We start from the raw sequence: 20,248 nt of genomic DNA, 5'->3' as shown, positions 1-20,248 counted from the left end.
CTCTACTCCTTTAACACCGCATTTATATAGATGGATGGATCAGCCAGTACATTCGCTGCATCCGTCATATATGGCATAAGCCACTCCGTACCTACACCGTACGCTACCGAAATGAGTACCAACATAACAGCTGGGAACATCATTTGGCGATACGTTCGTGAATCGCGAACAGGTAGCTCGTTCTTTTGAGCACCCCAAAATGCATAAATGAAAATCCGAATGACAGATAGTAGTACTACTAGGCTTGAAGCCAAAATAATGATACTGCCGATCACGTGATCCGCTTCAAATGCCCCTTTTGTGATCAGCACTTTCCCGATAAATCCACTCAATGGAGGGATGCCAGCCAGACCGAACGCAGCGATTAAATACGTCCAACCAAGCGTGCCATGCGTTTTAATTAAACCGCCCATCTGCCGCAAGTTCGAAGTGCCGGTTACGTAAACTATGATACCGATCAGGACAAACAATGCCCCTTTGATCAACATATCATGAATTAAATAGTAAACCGCGCCCTCGAGTCCAGACGTGTTCATTTGAGTTACGCCGAACAAGATGACACCTACTGCAATGATGATATTGTAAATGATGATTTGTTTTACATCGAAATACGCAAGAGCGCCGATACAGCCTGCGATGATAGTTAGTAACGATAGAACCATCAAAAACTGATGCGTAAATCCAATGTCGTGCACGAAAAACAACGTATAGGTACGCGTAATCGCATATACACCGACTTTAGTCAGTAAGGCACCGAATAATGCGAGAACGGGTATCGGTGGTGCAGCATACGAATTGGGTAACCAGAAATACAAGGGAAAGATTGCGCCTTTAATGCCAAAGACGATCAAAAACAAAATCGCAATAACCGAAATAATTCCTGGTTGATTGATCTCTGCAATCTTCACTGAGATATCCGCCATATTCAATGTACCGACGATAGAGTACAAATACGCTACCGTAATGACAAAGATGGCAGATGAAATAACGTTTACCAATATGTATTTGATAGATTCACGAAGCTGCCGTTTCTCGCCGCCAAGCACAATAAGCAAATAGGATGCGATCAGTAGCACTTCGAAGAATACGAACATATTGAAAATATCGCCTGTTGTGAAAGCGCCATTGATTCCTGTAATCATGAACAGGATCGCAGGATAGTAGAAAAATCTCTCTCTTTCTACACCGATGGATGAAAAGCTATAGATGACGACAAAAAATGTAATGATAATCGTCGTCGTGACGAGCATGGCGGAGAACATGTCCGACACCATCGTAATTCCAAATGGTGCAGGCCAACTCCCGAGTGTCACGGTTTGGATTCCTTCTGTCTTCACTGTCGCGATAAGCCAAAAAGAAGCAACTAGACTGAGAGCCAATCCGATCAGTGTCAAAACTCTCTGGACGACCACCTGCTCTTTAAAAAACAATAAGATCATCGCGAAAAAGAAAGGAATAATGATCGGAAATAAAAGAAGATTAATCATGTTCATCATTCCCTCTCAATTCATTCATATTATCTGTTTGGTGTACAGCATACATACGATATGCCATGACAAGCATGACCGCCGTCACACCAAAACTGATGACGATCGCAGTTAAGATCAATGCTTGAGGCAGGGGATCTGCAAAATCAGTCACACCGTCGATTAGGACGGGAGGCGCTGAGCCTCCGAGTCCACCCATCGTAAGAATGAGTAAGTGTGCTCCATGACTGAGCAAACCAGTACCTAAAATCACTTTCAGTAAACTTCTCGATAGAATTAAATAGACAGCTGCCGTAAATAATATCCCGATGAGAATCGCAAGAATAAACTCCATCAGTCATCGCCTCCAATCGATTGAATAATCGTGATGGCGGAACCGACGACAACTAAATAAACACCACTATCGAACAACATCGCTGTGTGAAGGGACGTGTGTCCGAACAGCGGTAAGTCAAAATCACTGAATGCATGCGTGAAGAATGGCACATTAAAGAAAATCGAGCCCGCTGCTGTACCTAACGCAAGCAATAATCCGATCGCCGTCATGACCGTAAAGTTGAACGGTAGAATCTGTTGAATCGTCCGTAAATCGAATGCCAACAACAACAGGACAATCGCACCTGTCGTCAACAAGCCACCTACGAATCCTCCACCTGGTGCATAGTGACCCGCGAAAAAGATGTGTATGGAGAACAAGAAGATGATGAAAAACACTACTTTAGCTGTGGTTTGTAAAATAACATCATTTGTTTTCATCGGTCGGCTCCTTTCTCGATACACGCAAACGAATCATACCAAGTACCGCGATCCCTGCAATAGCGAGTACTGCGATCTCAAATAATGTATCAAATCCACGGTAATCTACAAGAATGACGTTGACGATATTTCCGCCAGCTGCTTCTGTCTTGACCGTATCTTTATAGTATTGAGAAATTGAAGGAATCATTTTTTGTGAGTGGCTGGATAGGGCGACCAATGTCACCATTACGCCTACACTCAATGAAACAATCAAATTAACCATTTTATTGCGTTTCGTTTCCCCGTGCGTACTGAGTGCCGGCAAATGTTTGAATGCCAGCAAGAACAACGCAACGGATACTGTCTCGATGACAAGTTGTGTTAGTGCTAAGTCAGGCGCTTTGAAAATAACGAAGAATAGCGCGACAGAATACCCGACACCGCCAAGCGCGATGATCGCAGCAAGACGAGACTTCGCAAACACCACAAATCCGACAGATAAAATCAACACGATAGCATTGAGTGAGCCATATAAAGTAATCGCTGCAAAACTGTTCATATCAAGAACGAATGCGTCTTTGATGAACAACAGCGCGATGATCGTAACAGACATAAATGCGAACATATACAATAAGTAGGTCCGGATCTTACCTGTCATATAAAGACGGGAAACCCGATTCAATCCTTTTTCACTTCCGCGCATCATCGCATCATAGCCGTTATTCAGCGATAGACTGTCAGGCTGCATACGATAAAGCGGTTGCCATTTCGGAATGGTTAGATAGAGTAACGTACCGAATGCGATGACGCCAACTGTCAGCCATAAACCAGCAGCCCCAAAACCATGCCATGCTTTGACATGAATATCGATAGCGGACGGATTTGCGTACAAAGTTGGTTGAATCGCCATAACGGCCGGTTTAATTATCCACTTACCGACGACATTCGGGATGAAGAACACTAGAATGACGATGGATGCCAAAATCATAGGCGAAATTAACATACCAATCGGTGCTTCATGCGGCTGTTTCGGCAATTGATCCAATTTCTTCTGTCCCATAAATGTTTTTAAAACAAAATACATACTGTACGTAAACGTAAACACGCTGGCAATCCAAGCGACGATCGGGAACAGTATCCCCCATGTATCAAAGTTGAATAATTCAAAGTGTCGAAGTGCTACCATAGATTCCAAAAACATCTCTTTACTCAAGAATCCACTGAATGGTGGCAAACCAGCCATAGATAATGAACCAATCGCGGCAACAGTAAAGCTGATCGGCATAACGCTCATTAATCCACCGAGCTTACGTATATCTCTGGTACCGGTTTCATGATCAATAATCCCAGCGATCATGAATAGCCCGCCTTTAAATGCGGCGTGGTTAATCAAGTGGAAGATTGCCGCATACGTCGCGAAGCCAAACACGGCTGCGGTCGCATGATACGAGATAGCACCTGCTCCAAGTAAAGACATGATTAAACCAAGTTGACTGACTGTTGAAAATGCTAAAATCGCTTTCAAATCCGTTTGCTTTACTGCGAAGAATGAACCCCAGAACAACGTCAGCAATCCAATTCCTGTAACTAGCCAAATCCAAGTGGACGCTGAGCCGAAAATCGGCGTAAATCGTGCGACCAAATAAATACCCGCCTTCACCATCGTCGCAGAGTGTAAATACGCACTAACTGGTGTGGGCGCTTCCATTGCATCCGGTAGCCAGATATAGAATGGAAATTGTGCGGACTTCGTAAAGGCACCGAGCAAGAGTAAAACTAATGCCAGAGTAAAGTACGGTTGACTCACGAGTTCAGGAGCTTCTGCGATCAATTCCCTAACAGAGAACGTTTCTCCCATGATACTGAGTAAAATGAATGCCCCGAGCATCATTAATCCACCAAACACCGTAATCATCATCGATTTTAATGCGCCAAAACGTGACTTGTCCTTGGTGTACCAGAAGCCAATCAATAAGAAGGACGAAATGGACGTTAACTCCCAGAACAAATAGAGTGTCATCGTGTTGTCAGATTGCACGACTCCGAGCATAGCGGTCATGAAAATCAGTAAGTAGACATAAAAACTACCAAGATCCTCTTTTTCCCTATCCATATAAAATACGGAGTACAATACTACTAACGAACCGATTCCGGTGATCAATAGCGTGAATAATAAACTAAGACCATCTATGTATGAAGTAAACGCAATTCCAAGTGAAGGAATCCATTTCATTTCAGAAATAGCATGACCACCATCCATGACTAACGGCAAAAAACTTGCGTAATAGCCAAACAACACGAGAGGTACAAGTAAAACAAACCAACCTGTATGTATTCCTTTAATTTTCTTATAAACAAAAGGAACGAGTATTGCGAAGATTACAGGTAAAAAAATCAATAACACGAATTCCAAGAGAATCCTCCTTCCAACCATGTTCTTCACTTATTCACATTCCCGAGGCGTAAGCGTGGGCGTATTTGTTAGTATAGCGTAAAACATTTCAAATTGCATAGACGACAGTTGACCATTTATTGCTTTATTCGACTTCCTTCTTATATTATTAGAAGGGGAAAAAATATTTTTTGGGGGTATTATGAAAAATCCATATTTGTTCAGCTATTTACCATTTGTCTCCATCTTGTTATTCAGTTTGACTTTTGGCGTTTATAGCGTAGGGGAGACACTGATCCTTTTTAAGGAAATTGGTCTCTATCAAGGCATGAGGGAGTTCTTAACCGACCTTCAATTACGCCTCTTTTTACTGACAATGTATGCTTTAGTATTCTTCATGCTATTTGCAGCTTTAAAACTGATTGCCGTCACCATTCATGAAACGGCTTTATTATTTTTCCTAAAAGAAGAAGCAGATGCATCGTATAGCGCTTCAAAATCCGGTGTGATCATTTACTTTATTGGTGCACTCGCTTCGGTAATCGGTATTCAATCTTGGAAGATGCTAGCACTGATTTTCTTCCTCACGTCTTTCGTTTACTTTATTTACGTAGTGTACAAATTAAGTCCCTTTATGCCATTGACGCACACAGTCGGTTTGATATTCTTTCAAATTATCATTTGGAGCGTCTTGGTGGCGGGACTTGTGTATATCATTTTCCGTCTATACAACGGAGTACTCGCCAGTATCCCGTTAGCCAATCCAGTGAAATAAATGAAAAAGCCTTGCAGATCCAACTAACGGACCTGGCAAGGCTTTTATGGTCGCAACGTTGAGGAGAATGCCCGCAAATGAATTTTTTGATCACGCAGACGCGGGATGGGTGTAGGTCTGTCATACCCAATCCAGACTGCCGACGTATAACGATCATTCATGCCGATTGTCCACAAGTCTTTAAACGAATCGGTCGTTCCTGTTTTCGCTCCGGTATAGCTCGTTGTGTAAGCTATTCCTTCGCCTGTACCGTTCACAACGACTTCTTTCATCAAGGAACGAATGCTATTGACCGTGGAAGGGGACCAAACCGCTTTTGATCTATCTTTCCATTTATACAATACCTCACCTTTACTATCCTTTACCGAGCGAATGGCATGCGGGGTCACGTACGTCCCGTCGATAAAACTCGTAGTGGCTCCGGCAAGCTCCAGTGGCGTGACACCTTTAGAAAATCCACCAAGCGCTGCAGGGTAGGAACGGTCAGCCGCAACGATGTGTCGGAAATGAAAAGGTGCTAGATGAGAGAATGCCTCGTCGATTCCTACACGTTGCAATAAACGTACAGCTGTTGTGTTATAACTATTCCGGAATGCTTCCCGTACGGTAGTCGTACCAAACTGATAGTGGCCGAAGTTTTTCGGACAATAACTGGCAATACAAATATTACTACTGTTGACGGGCGTATCCGCATGATACGGCCCACTTTCGAAAAACGGTGCATAGACAAGCAATGGCTTGATTGCTGACCCTGGTTGTCGAACAGCTTGAAAAGCCCGGTTGAAGTCGGTTTTTTTATAGCCCGATCCTGCATATAAGCTGATGATCTCACGCATCTCATTGTCGATGACAGCAGCTCCAGCCTGCACACCGCCTGTTCCAATCAGTGCATTCAATCGATTTTCATCATGCTGTTGCTTGTTTGGATCAAGTGCCGTATCGATTGTCACGCCTTTGCTGGCCACTTCTTGCGTACGCCGATTGATTTCACTCTGCCAGCGTTGTCGTTCTTCTGGCGTTTTGGCTTTAGCCATCGACACATCCAGCCCTTCCGCTTGCGCGATAAGGTCTTTCAATTCTTCTAATACATATGAACTGTACATTGGATAAAACTGTTCTTTATTCTTAACGTTCAATTGAATGGGCAACTTACTATACTCTTCAAATTGCTCTTGTGTAATGACTTGCTGGTCGAGCATGACTCGAAGAAGTCGTAGTTGACGTTCTTTCGTTTGATCAAAATGCTTGATCGGGTTATAAAGAGAAGGATTATTTGGAATGGCCGCCAAAAATGCAATTTCTGCCTCATGCAGTTTTTCAAGAGGCCGGCTGAAGTAGTAGCTAGCCGCACCACCGATTCCGTATACTTGATTGCCGAAGTACATTTCGTTCAAATACATTTCCAGGATTTCATCTTTTGTCGATTGTTTTTCCAACTCTGCTGCAAAGAAGAGCTCTTTGAACTTTCGTTCGTACGTTTTCTCGGTCGTTAGATGACGCATTCGCACGACTTGCTGTGTAATGGTAGAAGCGCCTTGTTGCTTAGCGTCTGCCGCTGCATTGATCTTGAAAGCTCGAATAATCGCTGCTATATCATAACCTCGGTGCTCATAAAATGTCCGGTCTTCACTTTTTAAAAATAACTGGCGCGTGAAAAACGTCACATCTTGCAAATGAATGGGTTGCCGCCATTCGGTATATTCTTCCGCAAACAATTTCCCGTTACGGTCTTTCATTTGAATAGGGGAGACCATTACAGGCGCTTCCAACTGCACTGCCTTACGAATAGAAGCATGCAAGGTTTCCGTCTGCGCGGTTTCTGCGTAGATTTGATTTTGGATAAATAATAATAGCGGAACGCAAGCAAGCGTAATCACTAATCCAACCGTTTGTTTCAACTAACTAGCCCCCTGTACTATCATATCGCTATAGAAAAATATAACATAACACGACACCTGTCGTCTGAATCAATAGGAAATAAAAAAACGCGCTACTGAAAAGCGCGCGTGGCTAAATTTATGTGTGTTCATTCGCTTCATCTTGCCGGTCTTCTAGGAAATGTTCGAAATCCTGTGTAGGCCGTCGTACTGCCATTGACAGGAACAAATACCCGACGACGAATAATATGCCTGTCACGATGAATACGGCAGGAATCCCGATATATCCACTGACAATTCCACCAAACATCGGTCCGATAATATTACCGAGGAAACGGAAGCTGGTGTTATACCCCATGACCTCGCCTTGAACTTCCAGTGGCGCTTCACGACGAACAAGCGCTGTCGTAAGTGGAATCATCCCGCCAGTTGAGATTCCAAATAAGAACCGCAATAAAACAAGTTGCCAAAGTGACGTAGCGAAAGCCTGTGGGATAATGAAGATGAACGACATGATCAGCAGTAGTCCAAGGATTTTTTCATATCCTACATTGTCGCCCACTTTCCCCCAATACCTAGCGAATAGTAAATTACCGAGACCTGTTGCACTGAACGTCAATCCAGCGAGAAACGCTACGTTGGACGCAGCATGGGTCAAATCCGCTACGTAGAGTGACAACAATGGCTGAATGCTGAAATTCCCGATTTGGATCAACGTCGTGACGACCATTACGTTAAACATCAGACGGTGCTTGAACAATCCACCCAAAATAACTTTCCGCGAATACTTTGCAACTTTCCGCACCTGTACCCGCGCTTGCTCTTTAATTCCAAATAACACGAGCAACGTGGCAATCATAACGGAAATAGATGTGATGATGAAAGCATACTCAAACCCAAACGTATCAGCCATTAGACCACCGAGAACGGGGCCGAATAACATTCCCGCAACACCGCCCATTTGCAACGTGCCAAGCATCTTGCCGGCTTCCTCACGTGGCGTTTGAGAAGAAATGAAAGCTAATGAAGTCGGTAAGAAACCTGTAACCAACCCCATTAGTAGTCTCAACACGAAAAAAGTTTCTACGGAATTAACAAAGCCCATTAAAAAAACTGAAATCGTAATTCCAAAACCATTAATGAGCAATATAGGTTTAAAACCGAAACGATCTGCAAAACGCCCCCAAATAGGTGACATGATCAGTGCGGTAATAAACGTAGCACCAAAAATTAACCCAGCCCACTTCTGGACATATGCGTCAGAATAATCCCCGAATGTTTCAATATATAACGACAGGAACGGCATAATCATCGTCATCGTACCTGCTACAAGAAAGTTCGTGACCCAGATGATAATGAAATTTTTCTTATGTCGACTCAACGTTGAACCGCCTTCCTCCTGTAATGCTTAGATAATATTCAGTATAAAACAATTCGGCATTCGAAGGAAACATAGTGCTTACATTAAACGTGGATAGAGCGGATAGCGCGGGCCATTGAGCGGGTGAGGTAATACATAGAGCGCTCGCGGACATGGATAGAGCGGTTGGCGGTAAACATTGAGCGGTTACACATGAACTATGAGCAGTTACACGAAATAATGAGCGATACTCGCATTGTTCGATAAGTGGATCAATGTTGTCCTTTCTCCAGGTTGCGCGTTTTCACGCCACACTAAACATTGTCAACTAACTGTCACAGTTACAATGATCGAATTTTGCCATCATCTATGATAGACTGTTTTCATATACAAAACATGCACCAAAATGAACAAGCACGCAAATTTGAGGAGGAATATCATGTATCCACAACTATCAACTGAAGTAGCAGAAAACGAAGCACTCGTAACGATGAACACAACAATGGGACCAATCAAAATAAAACTTTTTAAAGAGCGCGTTCCAAAAACAGTTGAAAACTTCTTGACTCACGCAGAGAATGGCTACTACGACGGTATTATTTTCCACCGCGTTATTCCTGAATTCATGATCCAAGGTGGAGATCCAACTGGAACTGGAATGGGCGGAGAGAGCATCTACGGCAACACATTCCAAGATGAGTTTACTATGGATCTATTCAACTTGCGCGGCGCTTTATCTATGGCGAACGCTGGACCCAACACAAACGGTAGCCAGTTCTTCATCGTACAGGCTTCTTCAGCAAACGCTTCAGCCTCACAATTGAAACAGGGTGGATGGCCTGAAGAAATTGCAGCTGCATATGAAGAAAACGGTGGAACACCACACTTAGATCAGAAGCACACTGTATTTGGTCAAGTGTTAGAAGGAATGGACGTTGTCGACAACATTGCAACTGCAAAAACTAACCGCGATAATAAGCCAAACGAAGAAATTAAAATTGAATCAATCGAAATTATCCAAAAGTAATCGTATTTGATTCGTAGGGGGAAACTAGCATGGACTTCGTTCTATTAATGCCGTTTCTTTATTTTCCTGAAGATAAATCAGAATACATCCCAGCAGCAATCTCTTTCGTCATCTTCATGACGCTAATGCTGTTCGTATTTCGTTGGATTATCAAGAAATCCAAACAGCAGGAAGAAGAAACGAAAGAGCTGGAACAACGTATTTTAAAAGAACGACAACAACATAACAACTCAGGACATCCCATCGATTGATCGGGATGTTCTTTTTTTAATCAGCCAGTCTCGTAAATTACCAAAATACCTCCAACTGTTCTCTTACTAGCTGTTATGCTATCATTAAAAGAAAACACAAATCAGGTGACGAATCATGCAAACCATTGAAATGAATAAAAAAGCAGTCTCACTTCTTAAGCAATGGGATCCATTCCAAGAGGGGGAATATGCATATGGTACTGAAATCACTGAAATAGTGACGAAACTCCATCATGTAGATCATCCAGCAGACTTAGCTAAGTATATTCGCGATATCTATGAGCACGCCCATGAAATTTGGATACCATTAGAGAACTGTATGGACATATCCTATAAACTGATTGCTGTTAAATATGAAGCCAAATCAATCGTTACATATTAACTACTCCACGCCATCTATTCAGATGGCTCTTTTTTTGTTCAAAACATCAAAATATGGTATACTATGAAGCGGCCTTAGTGGCAGACTAGATACTACTTTAGATTGGGAGCTGTTTGGCATGTCTCACAAATTTGCAGTAGGAGATGAGCTGACCGGAAAAGTTACCGGCATACAGCCGTACGGTGCGTTTGTAGCGCTGGATGCCTCAACGCAAGGCTTAGTGCACATCTCTGAAATCACGTATGGATTCGTAAAGGATATTCATGAGTTTTTGGAAGTTGGACAAGAAGTTCACGTCAAAGTATTGGATGTGGATGAAGGGGCTAGTAAAATCAGCTTGTCGATCCGTGCATTACAGGAACCACCAAGTTCTTACCTGAATCACTCTCGTTCTCGTCAATCATTGCAAGAACGCGTGGATCAGCAAGACGCTGATGGTTTTAATTCACTGAAAGATAAACTACAAGGCTGGATTGAACAATCCGGACGTTAATAAAAGGACAGACGTAGAAGTGGTAAGTGCTTCTACGTCTGTCCTTTTTGTCTTTGAAATTGCAATCGTTACTACTTATCTAGTCCTTCAGTTTCCTCAATCGATACTGCAAGTTCTGTCTACTCATACCGAGAGAGCTCGCAGTTTTTGTAATGTTATGATCATGTAGCTCCATTGCTTTTTGAAGATAATACTTCTCGGCTTCACGTAAATACTGATCAAACGGTACTAGCTTTGAATCGCTTTGAACGATAAAATCTCTTGGTTGTGAAGCGTCATTCGCTGTAGATTCTATCTTTATCTTAAATTGCAGAGGTAACATGTCAAAAGTGAGCGTGTTTTCTGTTGTGCGCATGGATGAGACTTCATCGAGAAGCAGCTCGAGCTCTCGCAAATTCCCCGGCCATCCGTATGCGATAAGTGATTCTCTTACCTTTTCATCGATTTTCGTCAATCCTGTCCCTAGCGATTCTATTCTACTCTTTAAATACGATTCAGCAAAAGGGATAATATCTTCCGGACGCTTTCGAAGAGGGGGAATCCTAATGGTGAAAGAGGCGAAAAAGTAGTAAAGCTCTTTTAGCAATGTGCCCGATGCGATAAGCTCGACTGGATCATCCCCGATACTTGCAATAAATTGATGACTGGATGTTTTCTGTAAGACAAACAGCAATGCCTGTTGCAAAGAGATCGATAAACTATCGATACGTTCGCAAAATAACGTCATAGACGGTTGCTGCTGCAACGTTTCTTCAAGTTGTTGAATGATATCTGTATCCGCATGTAGACAATGGAAAGTATGGAAAACCCTCTCGTTTTCAACTGATCCATAGTGGATAGCCTCAGCAAGATTATCCTTCCCTACACCTGTTTCTCCAATTAATAAAACTGGTAATCCAGCCTCCGCTGCTTTCTCGGCGGTGGAAATGACCGATTTCATGACAGCTGAATGGGCAGTAATTTGAGTGAATGTAATCGGCCCGCGATTTTTACGCAATGGTTGTAAAACAAATCTTTCCAATGCGGTAATATCTTGAGCGAACTCAATCGCACCGATTAACTCTTGTTGTTCATAAATAGGGTACGTGTCATTCATCGTCGTGATTTCTACTTTATTCGTATTCCAATATCTCTGCTTCACACGCAATTGAGGCTCTCCACTTTGTAATACTTTCAATAACGTACTTTCATTTTTATCAAAGTTAAATAACTCCAAAATGGAATGATCTTTTATATCTTCAAGATTTAATCCTTCAATGTCCTTCATTTTACGGTTATAGACAATGGTTCGTCCTGAATGATCCACAGCGTGTATACCGATATTTGCATGGTCTACTGCAAACTGATTGCATATATTCAATAATTTTTCGTATGTTTTCAATTGAAACACCTTCCTACTGTATGTACTATCGTATTTCAGTCGCCAAGTTAATAGAATTTAAAAATAATTACAATAAAAAGCTTGCAATGTGCAACGTTTTCTTGCATCATTATAAATGTAAACGCTACCAAACGCAAATAATTTTTGCGTTCCAATTATAAAGGAGGATTTGATTCCAAATGATTCCATACAAACACGAACCGTTCACTGATTTTACAGTTAAAGAAAATCGCCAAGCGTATGAAGAAGGCTTAACAGTTGTAGAAAGTTATCTAGGACAAGATTATCCGCTAATTATCGGTGGCGAACGCATAATGACAGACAAGAAGTTAGCATCCACTAACCCTTCTAATAAAAAAGAGATCATCGGCAATGTCTCGCAAGCTAGTCGTGATCTAGCAGAACAAGCGATGAATACTGCGAGAGAAACATTCAAAACGTGGAGAAAAGTCAAGCCGGAATTTCGTGCGGATGTATTATTTAAAGCGGCTGCAATCGTTAGGCGTCGTAAGTTTGAGTTTTCTGCACTGCTTACAAAGGAGGCGGGAAAGCCTTGGAATGAAGCGGATGCAGATGTCGCTGAAGGTATCGACTTTATGGAATATTACGCCCGTCAGATGCTTAGACTAAAAGAAGGTATGCATGTGGAGAGTAGACCAGGTGAATATAACCGATTCGATTATGTACCACTTGGTGTAGGGGTAGTGATTTCACCATGGAATTTCGCATTTGCGATCATGGCGGGTACAACAGTAGGTGCACTTGTAACAGGAAACACCGTCCTGTTGAAGCCGGCTTCCACAACAACGGTCGTTGCCTATAAATTTATTGAAGTACTGGAAGAGGCGGGAATGCCAGCTGGTGTCGTCAACTTCATCCCAGGATCAGGTTCTGAGATTGGTGACTACTTGGTCGACCACAAGGACACTCGTTTCGTTTCATTCACAGGTTCACGTGAAGTAGGTACACGTATTTTTGAACGTGCGGCCAAAGTACATGACGGTCAAATTTGGTTGAAACGTGTGATTGCGGAGATGGGCGGTAAAGATACGATTGTTGTCGACAATGAAGCGGATTTAGAATTGGCTGCGCAATCTATCGTATCTTCATCATTCGGATTCAGTGGCCAAAAGTGTTCAGCGTGTTCCCGTGCGATCATTCATGAAGATGTTTACGATGAAGTAGTAAAGCGCGTAGAAGAAATCACGAAGTCATATAACTGGGGTGATCCAATCGATGGCAACAACACAGCGGGTCCAGTTATTGACCAGGCAGCTTTTGATAAAATCATGGATTATATTGAAATAGGCAAGCAAGAGGGACGTCTCATTGCGGGTGGTACTGGTGACGATTCGAAAGGATACTTCATTGCGCCAACCGTATTCGCAGATGTGGATCCAAATGCACGAATTTCCCAAGAAGAAATCTTCGGTCCAGTCGTGGCGCTTTCAAAAGCTTCATCGTTTACAGAAGCGATTGAATTTGCAAACGATACAGACTACGGTCTAACAGGTGCGGTCATTACGAAGAACCGACACCATATTGAGCAAGCTCGAGAAGACTTCCATGTAGGTAATCTATATTTCAACAGAGGTTGTACAGGCGCTATCGTTGGATACCAGCCTTTTGGCGGTTTCAACATGTCCGGTACTGATTCAAAAGCCGGCGGACCTGATTACTTGCAACTGCATATGCAAGGGAAAACGACATCCGAGATGCTGTAAATCGTTGAGGTGAATTTGAAGGAGTGAACGAATATGACGAAAACGACGAAAGTGATTGAGAAAACAAAAAAATATGGTGCAAATAACTATAATCCGCTACCCATCGTTATTTCTGAAGCGAAAGGTGTTTGGGTAACAGATCCTGAAGGTACTAAGTATTTGGATATGTTAGCTGCTTATTCTGCGCTCAACCAAGGACATCGCCATCCGAAAATCATTCAAGCGCTGAAGGACCAAGCGGATCGTGTAACGCTAACTTCCCGTGCATTCCATAATGATCAATTAGGTCCGTGGTATGAAAAAATGGCAGAGCTTTCGGGCAAAAACATGGTTTTACCTATGAACACTGGCGCAGAGGCAGTGGAGACAGCTTTAAAAGCCGCGAGACGCTGGGCGTATGATGTGAAAGGCGTGGCAGGCAACCACGCAGAAATTATTGCATGTGTAGGAAATTTCCACGGCCGTACACTGGGGGCGGTTTCCTTGTCATCCGATCCTGAATATAAAAAAGGATTCGGTCCATTGCTACCCGGAATCAAGTTAGTAGAGTACGGGGATATTGATGCATTGAAAGCAGCTATTACTTCCAATACAGCTGCTTTCCTAATTGAGCCGATCCAAGGAGAGGCTGGAATCATTATTCCGCCTGAAGGATTCATGAAGGAAGCTTCGGAATTATGTAAAGAGGAAAACATTCTCTTTATAGCGGATGAAATTCAAGCAGGACTCTGTCGTACAGGCGAAATGTTTGCTTGTAACTACGAAGGCGTGACGCCAGATATGTATATCCTTGGTAAGGCGCTCGGCGGAGGAGTATACCCAATTTCCTGTGTACTTGCGAATGATAACGTCCTAGGTGTATTCAATCCGGGATCTCATGGATCAACATTTGGTGGAAATCCAATGGCGTGCGCAGTATCATTAGCGGCAATTGAAGTGTTGGAAGACGAGGAGCTTGCGAAACAATCCAAGGAATTAGGAAATTATTTCATGAATGAACTGAAAAAAATATCACATCCTGCAATTAAAGAGGTGCGTGGACGTGGATTGTTTATTGGAATGGAATTAACCGAATCGGCACGCCCGTATTGTGAAGAGCTAAAAAAGTTAGGTTTATTATGTAAAGAAACACACGATACAGTGATTCGTTTCGCTCCACCATTGATTATTACGAAAGATGAGTTGGATTGGGCATTGGAAAAGATTCGCACAGTATTTAACAAGTAAGTAATACACTACCACCAAGATTTTACATCACAAAAAAATTCGAAAAAGATTTGGAATCGATGAGTGGATGTTTGACTATGCCCGTGTTATAATGTGTCCGTGAAAGACAAAAACAAACAAAGAGGCGAGCCATACAATGACAGAAAACCTGAATCTATTTACGTCTACACAAGTTGTTATAAAAGATGCACTTGAAAAGCTAGGCTATGATGAAGGAATGTATGAACTATTGAAAGAACCACTTCTAATGGTAGAAGTACGTATTCCTATCCGTATGGACGATGGAAAAGTGAAAGTATTTACTGGATACCGCGGTCAACACAATGATGCTGTGGGACCGACAAAAGGTGGAATTCGTTACCATCCTAACGTTAGTGCGGAGGAAGTAAAGGCACTTTCTATGTGGATGACCCTTAAAGCAGGAATTGTAGACTTACCATATGGTGGTGCTAAGGGCGGCATCATATGTGATCCGCGAGAAATGTCGATGGGCGAATTAGAACGTTTGAGCCGTGGCTATGTGCGTGCACTTAGTCAGGTAATGGGACCTGCAAAGGATATTCCTGCACCGGACGTCTTTACGAATTCGCAAATCATGGCATGGATGATGGATGAATATAGTAAAATTGATGAATTCAACTCACCTGGTTTCATTACAGGGAAGCCAGTCGTACTTGGCGGTTCACATGGCCGCGAGCGCGCAACAGCTGAAGGTGTAACGATCATTATTAATGAAGCGGCAAAACGTCGTAATATTGATATGAAGGGTGCACGTGTAATCATCCAAGGATTTGGTAACGCAGGCAGTTTCCTATCTAAGTTTTTACATGATTCAGGCGCGAAAGTAATCGGTATTTCCGATGCATACGGTGCATTGTATGATCCGGATGGTTTAGATATCGACTATCTACTTGATCGTCGTGACAGCTTTGGAACAGTCACTACATTATTCGACAATACGCTAACAAATGCGGAATTACTCGAAATGGAATGTGATATTCTAGTTCCAGCGGCAATCGAAAATCAAATCACAGAAAAAAATGCTCATAATATCAAAGCGAACATCGTAGTGGAAGCAGCTAACGGTCCAACTACTTCGGAAGCGACAAAAATCCTAACAGATCGCGGTATTCTACTAGTGCCTGACGTATTGGCTAGCGCTGGTGGTGTAACGGTATCGTATTTTGAATGGGTTCAGAATAATATGGGGTATTACTGGTCTGAAGAAGAAGTACGTGAAAAAATGACAGCGAAGATGGTTCAAGCGTTTGAAAATGTTTACAATATCGCAACTACACGTAATATCGATATGCGTTTAGCAGCATATATGATTGGTGTACGTAAAACAGCGGAAGCAAGCCGTTTTCGTGGTTGGGTATAAAAGTGATAAAAGGCATCTCCTCGAGTGTGAGGAGATGCCTTTTATATTTGTTTGATGGATGAAGTGGATTGGATCTCTTCGGTAGATTTCGGTTCCCCTTCTCTGCGCCAATACGTAAACAAAACTTGTAACGCCATGAGGCCAGATAATCCGATTACGATATAAAGGAAGCGTGCTAATGGCTGGTAAGCACCTTCTGTTAGTTGTGCGATGACATCAAAACGGAAAATCCCGACAACGCCCCAGTTTAATGCGCCAATTAACGCAATTGCTAACGTAACTTTTTGCAATGTTTCCATTTTATCTCCTCCTATGAAAAGTATATCCTGTTTTTAGAACACTATACTTGCATCGTTAATACATCTTTTTCATAATGGGAAGTAAGAAGAAGGAGGCGTACGATGTGGATAATTTTATTTTCAACAATCCGACTAAATTAATATTCGGCAAAGATCAACTGCAGCATTTACCTGAAGAACTTGAAAAATACGGTAAAAAGGTACTCTTAGTATACGGTGGAGGCAGCATTAAACGTAATGGCTTATATGATGAGATCATGACATTATTGAACGACAATGATTTTGAAATAGTAGAGATGCCGGGCGTTGAACCGAATCCCCGACTGTCAACAGCTAAAAGAGGCGCAGACCTGTGTAAAGAACATCATATTGATGTGATTATCGCAGCAGGTGGTGGTTCTGTTATAGACTGTACGAAGTTGATTGCTTCTGCGGCGAAATACGATGGTGATCCTTGGGACTTCGTAACAGGCAAAGCAACACCTAAAGAAGCATTGCCATTTGGAACGGTGCTGACGCTTACTGCGACTAGTTCAGAGATGAATGCGGGTTCTGTTATTACTAATGAAGAAACACAGGAGAAATATGGATGGGGCGGACCGTTAAACTATCCAAAGTTCTCTATATTGGATCCTGAATATACATTGTCAGTACCGCTAGATCAAACGGTCAATGGTATTGTTGATACGATGTCACACATGTTAGAGCAATACTTCCATACTGCAAATAATGCTTCGTTCCAAGATGAACTATGTGAAGCGGCATTGCGTTCCGTTATGAAGACTGGAGAGCAGCTCGTGAAAGATCCGGAGAACCTAGAGCTTCGCGAATCCATGATGTTTGCAGGAGTTTGGGGATTAAATGGTTTTCTATCGATGGGTACAAAAGGGGATTGGGGTACGCATACTATCGAACACGCTGTCTCTGCTGTCTACGACATTCCTCACGCTGGCGGTTTAGCGATTTTATTCCCGCACTGGATGAAGCAAACATTCCCGAAAAATCCTCAACGCTTTGTTCAGTTGGCGGTTCGTGTATTCGGAGTAGATCCAGCTGATAAGTCGGACGAGGAAATTGCGATTGAAGGAATCGACTCTTTAAGTGCTTATTGGAAGAAGATTGGCGCACCTGTTACGTTAGCTGATTATGATATTGATGACTCTAAATTGGAGTTAATGGTAGAAAAAGCAGTTGTGAATGGGCCGGTCGGTAGATTCGCTCAATTATCCAAAGATGAAGTTTTCACTGTATTGAAGGCTAGTTTGTGACCTCTGTAGTCATTTGTCAATTGAATAAAAAAACTGAAAGCGTAACCTGTAGAGGGTTTGCTTTCAGTTTATCACGTCAGGTCACGTCGACTTGGCGTTTTATTATGGATAAATAACAAGTTCTACTGATTCTACATAGGAAAGCGTAGTGAGTTCTATGTAGAGTGCGGAGGTAGACTTTTTAGGGTGTGCCATAAGTTTGAATTGCAATTCGTGGTGATATTGGCGTTCAGGTGTCTGAAATTGTTTGATACGCATATGGTCAATTTCCATATGTTCTTCATTCAAGTACCTGACGAGATCGTCAATTTTAGACTTTTGAGTAATGATGACCGTACAATTTGCTTCTTTAGTGCGCAAGCGTTTAGGGCCGAATCTGCCTAATAAAGGCGCTACTAGCTCGATGACGATCATTACACTCACTACAGTGAACAATGCCTCGATATAGAAGCCCGCACCTACCGCGATACCAATTCCCGCTGCCCCCCAAATCATGGCAGCTGTAGTAAGCCCGGTAATATTATCATTGTCCCTGCGCAATATAGCTCCGGCACCTAGGAACCCAACACCACTGACAATTTGTGCGGATAGTCGCAAAGGATCCATTGTAATATTAATATCATTACGAGCGGGGACTAAATAAGCGGCTTCCATTGAGATGATTGTCAATAGACAACTGAAGGTAGCGATGACTGCACTCGTTTTTAGTCCAATAGGTTTTTTTTTGATCTCACGCTCCACGCCCATAATGATACTTAGTACTAGGGCGATACTGATTTTTATTAATGCTTCTCCATTAAATGAATCGGCAAGGATCGTTAACATAAATTATCCCCCTTCACTTACAAAATAGGAAGATTACCTATATACTCTCTTTTATACGGCAATCGATTGGTACATGCCTCTTCTTCTATTGTAATGGGAAGAGAGATAGAAAGAGAAGTGATATTTTGAATAAACCGCTAATACATCCCTATATACCCATTGCGATTGGTGTCCTAACTATTGGACTATCCGCAATCTTTGTGAAAATGGCTACTGCAGATGCAGGAGTCATCGCCTTTTATCGTATGTTCTTTTCAGTTGTTATTATGCTTCCGTTATTTTTAATTTCTTATCGTAGCGAACTCATGTCGTTAACAAAAAAAGATTGGCTGTTTACTGCGAGTTCAGGAATCCTTCTAGCAGTTCATTTTATACTGTGGTTCGAATCCTTAAACTACACGTCAGTTGCCAGCTCGACTGTATTAGTGACGCTGCAACCAATTTTTGCTTTAGCAGGTACCGCATTGTTCTTTAAAGAAATCATTACAGGAAAGATGCTGACTGCTGTTTTCATTGCATTAACAGGAAGCTTCATTATTAGTTGGGGAGATTTTCAAGTAAGTGGAGCTGCGTTATTTGGAGATATACTGGCATTACTCGCTTGTGCATTCGTTACCGCATATTTATTGATAGGTCAAAATGTGCGTAAAAGAATATCACTCGTGACGTATACCTTTCTTATTTATTCCGTGAGTTCGGTTGCACTGTTTTTCTATGTGCTCATCACGCAAGAACCTTTCTTCGGATATCCCACTTCGGATTGGGGATGGTTTCTAGCTTTGGCTATCTTACCGAATCTGTTGGGGCATACGTTATTCAACTGGGCAGTCAAATGGGTGAGTACAAATGTCGTGTCGATCGCCGTTCTGTTTGAGCCGGTACTCGCTTCAATTGCTGCGTTTTTTGTGTTGCACGAAAAAATAACTTCTCTACAATTAAGAGGTGCAATCGTTGTCCTGATAGGGGTTTTGCTGTTTGTTATTGATATAAAAGCAATAAAGAAAAAACTATTTACGAAAAACACTTGATTTCTCTAGACGATCTATTGTATATTAGTTCTTGTCGCTTCGGACGTAATCGAAAACAACATAAAAAACTTTTTTAAAAAAGTTGTTGACTTCGACAAAAACCGAGTGTAAGATAGAGAAGTCGCTTTTATACGACTAACAAACACGAACCTTGAAAACTGAACAGCAAAACGTTAACGAAATACAGTTTGTGCACTTTACGGTGACACAAACAAAATGAGTATCTTAATTGATGCCAGCAAATGAAACTCGAGCTAATCGAATTTTCATTTTACTGACTGACAAGATGTAGTGAAGTACTAGGAGATGAAGGAGAGAAGGAGGGAGCGTACT

19 protein-coding genes are annotated in these 20,248 nt (G+C 42.2%); 10 read left to right on the top strand and 9 right to left on the bottom strand.

Features of this window, described 5'->3' with window-relative positions; genetic code table 11:
* Positions 1 to 2 precede the first annotated feature (2 nt).
* Genes CSV77_RS12510 through CSV77_RS12495 form a run of 4 tightly spaced genes read right to left on the bottom strand, consistent with a single transcriptional unit; the run spans position 3 to position 4,659 of the window.
* Positions 3 to 1,487: a Na+/H+ antiporter subunit D gene (locus tag CSV77_RS12510; RefSeq protein ID WP_099673679.1), complete on the bottom strand. Its 1,485-nt coding sequence runs from the start codon at positions 1,485 to 1,487 to the stop codon at positions 3 to 5.
* Positions 1,480 to 1,821, bottom strand: coding sequence for a Na(+)/H(+) antiporter subunit C (locus CSV77_RS12505; RefSeq protein ID WP_085131429.1), 342 nt, complete (start codon positions 1,819 to 1,821; stop codon positions 1,480 to 1,482). Before CSV77_RS12505 ends, CSV77_RS12510 begins: the two co-directional genes overlap by 8 nt.
* Positions 1,821 to 2,243 (bottom strand): Na(+)/H(+) antiporter subunit B, encoded by a 423-nt coding sequence (locus tag CSV77_RS12500; RefSeq protein WP_085131428.1) that lies wholly within the window; start codon positions 2,241 to 2,243, stop codon positions 1,821 to 1,823. The genes CSV77_RS12505 and CSV77_RS12500 overlap by 1 nt, the downstream gene beginning before the upstream one ends.
* Positions 2,230 to 4,659, bottom strand: coding sequence for a Na+/H+ antiporter subunit A (locus CSV77_RS12495; protein ID WP_199203752.1), 2,430 nt, complete (start codon positions 4,657 to 4,659; stop codon positions 2,230 to 2,232). Before CSV77_RS12495 ends, CSV77_RS12500 begins: the two co-directional genes overlap by 14 nt.
* A gap of 160 nt (positions 4,660 to 4,819) precedes the next feature.
* Here CSV77_RS12495 and CSV77_RS12490 point away from each other — a divergent pair, with 160 nt between their 5' ends.
* Entirely contained in the window at positions 4,820 to 5,392 is a 573-nt protein-coding gene (locus CSV77_RS12490; RefSeq protein ID WP_099673677.1) for a DUF5366 family protein, read from the top strand.
* Positions 5,393 to 5,436: 44 nt separating this feature from the next.
* On the opposite strand, the gene CSV77_RS12485 is transcribed toward CSV77_RS12490, so the two are convergent.
* Both CSV77_RS12485 and CSV77_RS12480 read right to left on the bottom strand, forming a co-directional pair.
* Positions 5,437 to 7,290, bottom strand: a complete 1,854-nt coding sequence (locus CSV77_RS12485; RefSeq protein WP_099673676.1) for a transglycosylase domain-containing protein — start codon at positions 7,288 to 7,290, stop codon at positions 5,437 to 5,439.
* A gap of 118 nt (positions 7,291 to 7,408) precedes the next feature.
* Complete coding sequence (locus CSV77_RS12480; RefSeq protein WP_099630818.1) at positions 7,409 to 8,650, bottom strand: MFS transporter; 1,242 nt, start codon at positions 8,648 to 8,650, stop codon at positions 7,409 to 7,411.
* A 418-nt stretch (positions 8,651 to 9,068) separates the two neighbouring features.
* Here CSV77_RS12480 and CSV77_RS12475 point away from each other — a divergent pair, with 418 nt between their 5' ends.
* From CSV77_RS12475 to yugI, 4 genes are all read left to right on the top strand, one after another.
* On the top strand, positions 9,069 to 9,656 hold the full coding sequence (locus CSV77_RS12475) for a peptidylprolyl isomerase (protein ID WP_099673675.1): 588 nt from the start codon (positions 9,069 to 9,071) through the stop codon (positions 9,654 to 9,656).
* A gap of 29 nt (positions 9,657 to 9,685) precedes the next feature.
* The gene (locus tag CSV77_RS12470; RefSeq protein WP_099632630.1) at positions 9,686 to 9,907 is read left to right on the top strand and encodes a hypothetical protein; all 222 of its coding nucleotides are present in this window, start codon (positions 9,686 to 9,688) and stop codon (positions 9,905 to 9,907) included.
* A 115-nt stretch (positions 9,908 to 10,022) separates the two neighbouring features.
* Positions 10,023 to 10,289, top strand: coding sequence for a DUF1871 family protein (locus CSV77_RS12465; protein ID WP_099632631.1), 267 nt, complete (start codon positions 10,023 to 10,025; stop codon positions 10,287 to 10,289).
* A gap of 118 nt (positions 10,290 to 10,407) precedes the next feature.
* Positions 10,408 to 10,782 (top strand): S1 domain-containing post-transcriptional regulator GSP13, encoded by a 375-nt coding sequence (yugI, locus tag CSV77_RS12460; RefSeq protein WP_029054404.1) that lies wholly within the window; start codon positions 10,408 to 10,410, stop codon positions 10,780 to 10,782.
* Positions 10,783 to 10,861: 79 nt separating this feature from the next.
* On the opposite strand, the gene CSV77_RS12455 is transcribed toward yugI, so the two are convergent.
* Complete coding sequence (locus CSV77_RS12455) at positions 10,862 to 12,163, bottom strand: sigma 54-interacting transcriptional regulator (protein ID WP_233192645.1); 1,302 nt, start codon at positions 12,161 to 12,163, stop codon at positions 10,862 to 10,864.
* Between the two features lie 179 nt (positions 12,164 to 12,342).
* On the opposite strand from CSV77_RS12455, the gene pruA reads away from it, so the two are divergent.
* The 3 genes from pruA (at position 12,343) to CSV77_RS12440 (ending at position 16,495) form a co-directional block, all read left to right on the top strand.
* Positions 12,343 to 13,887, top strand: coding sequence for an L-glutamate gamma-semialdehyde dehydrogenase (gene pruA / locus CSV77_RS12450; protein WP_099673674.1), 1,545 nt, complete (start codon positions 12,343 to 12,345; stop codon positions 13,885 to 13,887).
* A gap of 33 nt (positions 13,888 to 13,920) precedes the next feature.
* Positions 13,921 to 15,114, top strand: a complete 1,194-nt coding sequence (locus CSV77_RS12445; RefSeq protein ID WP_099673673.1) for an ornithine--oxo-acid transaminase — start codon at positions 13,921 to 13,923, stop codon at positions 15,112 to 15,114.
* 136 nt (positions 15,115 to 15,250) lie between these two features.
* Positions 15,251 to 16,495: a Glu/Leu/Phe/Val family dehydrogenase gene (locus tag CSV77_RS12440; RefSeq protein WP_099632634.1), complete on the top strand. Its 1,245-nt coding sequence runs from the start codon at positions 15,251 to 15,253 to the stop codon at positions 16,493 to 16,495.
* A 41-nt stretch (positions 16,496 to 16,536) separates the two neighbouring features.
* Here the strand turns inward: CSV77_RS12440 and CSV77_RS12435 are convergent, their stop codons facing one another.
* Positions 16,537 to 16,794 carry a DUF378 domain-containing protein gene (locus CSV77_RS12435; RefSeq protein ID WP_099632635.1) on the bottom strand — a complete coding sequence of 86 codons (258 nt, stop codon included), beginning with the start codon at positions 16,792 to 16,794 and terminating at the stop codon, positions 16,537 to 16,539.
* A gap of 104 nt (positions 16,795 to 16,898) precedes the next feature.
* Between CSV77_RS12435 and CSV77_RS12430 the strand changes: the two genes are divergently transcribed.
* Complete coding sequence (locus CSV77_RS12430) at positions 16,899 to 18,062, top strand: iron-containing alcohol dehydrogenase (protein WP_099673672.1); 1,164 nt, start codon at positions 16,899 to 16,901, stop codon at positions 18,060 to 18,062.
* Between the two features lie 102 nt (positions 18,063 to 18,164).
* On the opposite strand, the gene CSV77_RS12425 is transcribed toward CSV77_RS12430, so the two are convergent.
* Positions 18,165 to 18,887, bottom strand: a complete 723-nt coding sequence (locus CSV77_RS12425; protein ID WP_099632637.1) for an MgtC/SapB family protein — start codon at positions 18,885 to 18,887, stop codon at positions 18,165 to 18,167.
* Between the two features lie 125 nt (positions 18,888 to 19,012).
* Between CSV77_RS12425 and CSV77_RS12420 the strand changes: the two genes are divergently transcribed.
* Entirely contained in the window at positions 19,013 to 19,915 is a 903-nt protein-coding gene (locus tag CSV77_RS12420) for a DMT family transporter (protein ID WP_099673671.1), read from the top strand.
* Positions 19,916 to 20,248 lie beyond the last annotated feature (333 nt).

Origin of the sequence: Sporosarcina sp. P16b (assembly GCF_002743065.1) — a bacterium.
Taxonomy (GTDB): Bacteria; Bacillota; Bacilli; order Bacillales_A; family Planococcaceae; genus Sporosarcina.
The sequence above is the reverse complement of the archived record's forward strand: the minus strand, read 5'-3'. Positions and strand labels throughout refer to the sequence as shown.

Coding starts and splice junctions, on each gene's coding strand:
- CSV77_RS12440 (WP_099632634.1), top strand. CDS start 15,251: ATGACAGAAAACCTGAATCTATTTACGTCTACACAAGTTGTTATAAAA.
- CSV77_RS12490 (WP_099673677.1), top strand. CDS start 4,820: ATGAAAAATCCATATTTGTTCAGCTATTTACCATTTGTCTCCATCTTG.
- CSV77_RS12510 (WP_099673679.1), bottom strand. CDS start 1,487: ATGATTAATCTTCTTTTATTTCCGATCATTATTCCTTTCTTTTTCGCG.
- pruA (WP_099673674.1), top strand. CDS start 12,343: ATGATTCCATACAAACACGAACCGTTCACTGATTTTACAGTTAAAGAA.
- CSV77_RS12470 (WP_099632630.1), top strand. CDS start 9,686: ATGGACTTCGTTCTATTAATGCCGTTTCTTTATTTTCCTGAAGATAAA.
- CSV77_RS12425 (WP_099632637.1), bottom strand. CDS start 18,887: ATGTTAACGATCCTTGCCGATTCATTTAATGGAGAAGCATTAATAAAA.
- CSV77_RS12435 (WP_099632635.1), bottom strand. CDS start 16,794: ATGGAAACATTGCAAAAAGTTACGTTAGCAATTGCGTTAATTGGCGCA.
- CSV77_RS12465 (WP_099632631.1), top strand. CDS start 10,023: ATGCAAACCATTGAAATGAATAAAAAAGCAGTCTCACTTCTTAAGCAA.
- CSV77_RS12505 (WP_085131429.1), bottom strand. CDS start 1,821: ATGGAGTTTATTCTTGCGATTCTCATCGGGATATTATTTACGGCAGCT.
- CSV77_RS12445 (WP_099673673.1), top strand. CDS start 13,921: ATGACGAAAACGACGAAAGTGATTGAGAAAACAAAAAAATATGGTGCA.
- CSV77_RS12500 (WP_085131428.1), bottom strand. CDS start 2,243: ATGAAAACAAATGATGTTATTTTACAAACCACAGCTAAAGTAGTGTTT.
- CSV77_RS12475 (WP_099673675.1), top strand. CDS start 9,069: ATGTATCCACAACTATCAACTGAAGTAGCAGAAAACGAAGCACTCGTA.
- CSV77_RS12495 (WP_199203752.1), bottom strand. CDS start 4,659: ATGGTTGGAAGGAGGATTCTCTTGGAATTCGTGTTATTGATTTTTTTA.
- yugI (WP_029054404.1), top strand. CDS start 10,408: ATGTCTCACAAATTTGCAGTAGGAGATGAGCTGACCGGAAAAGTTACC.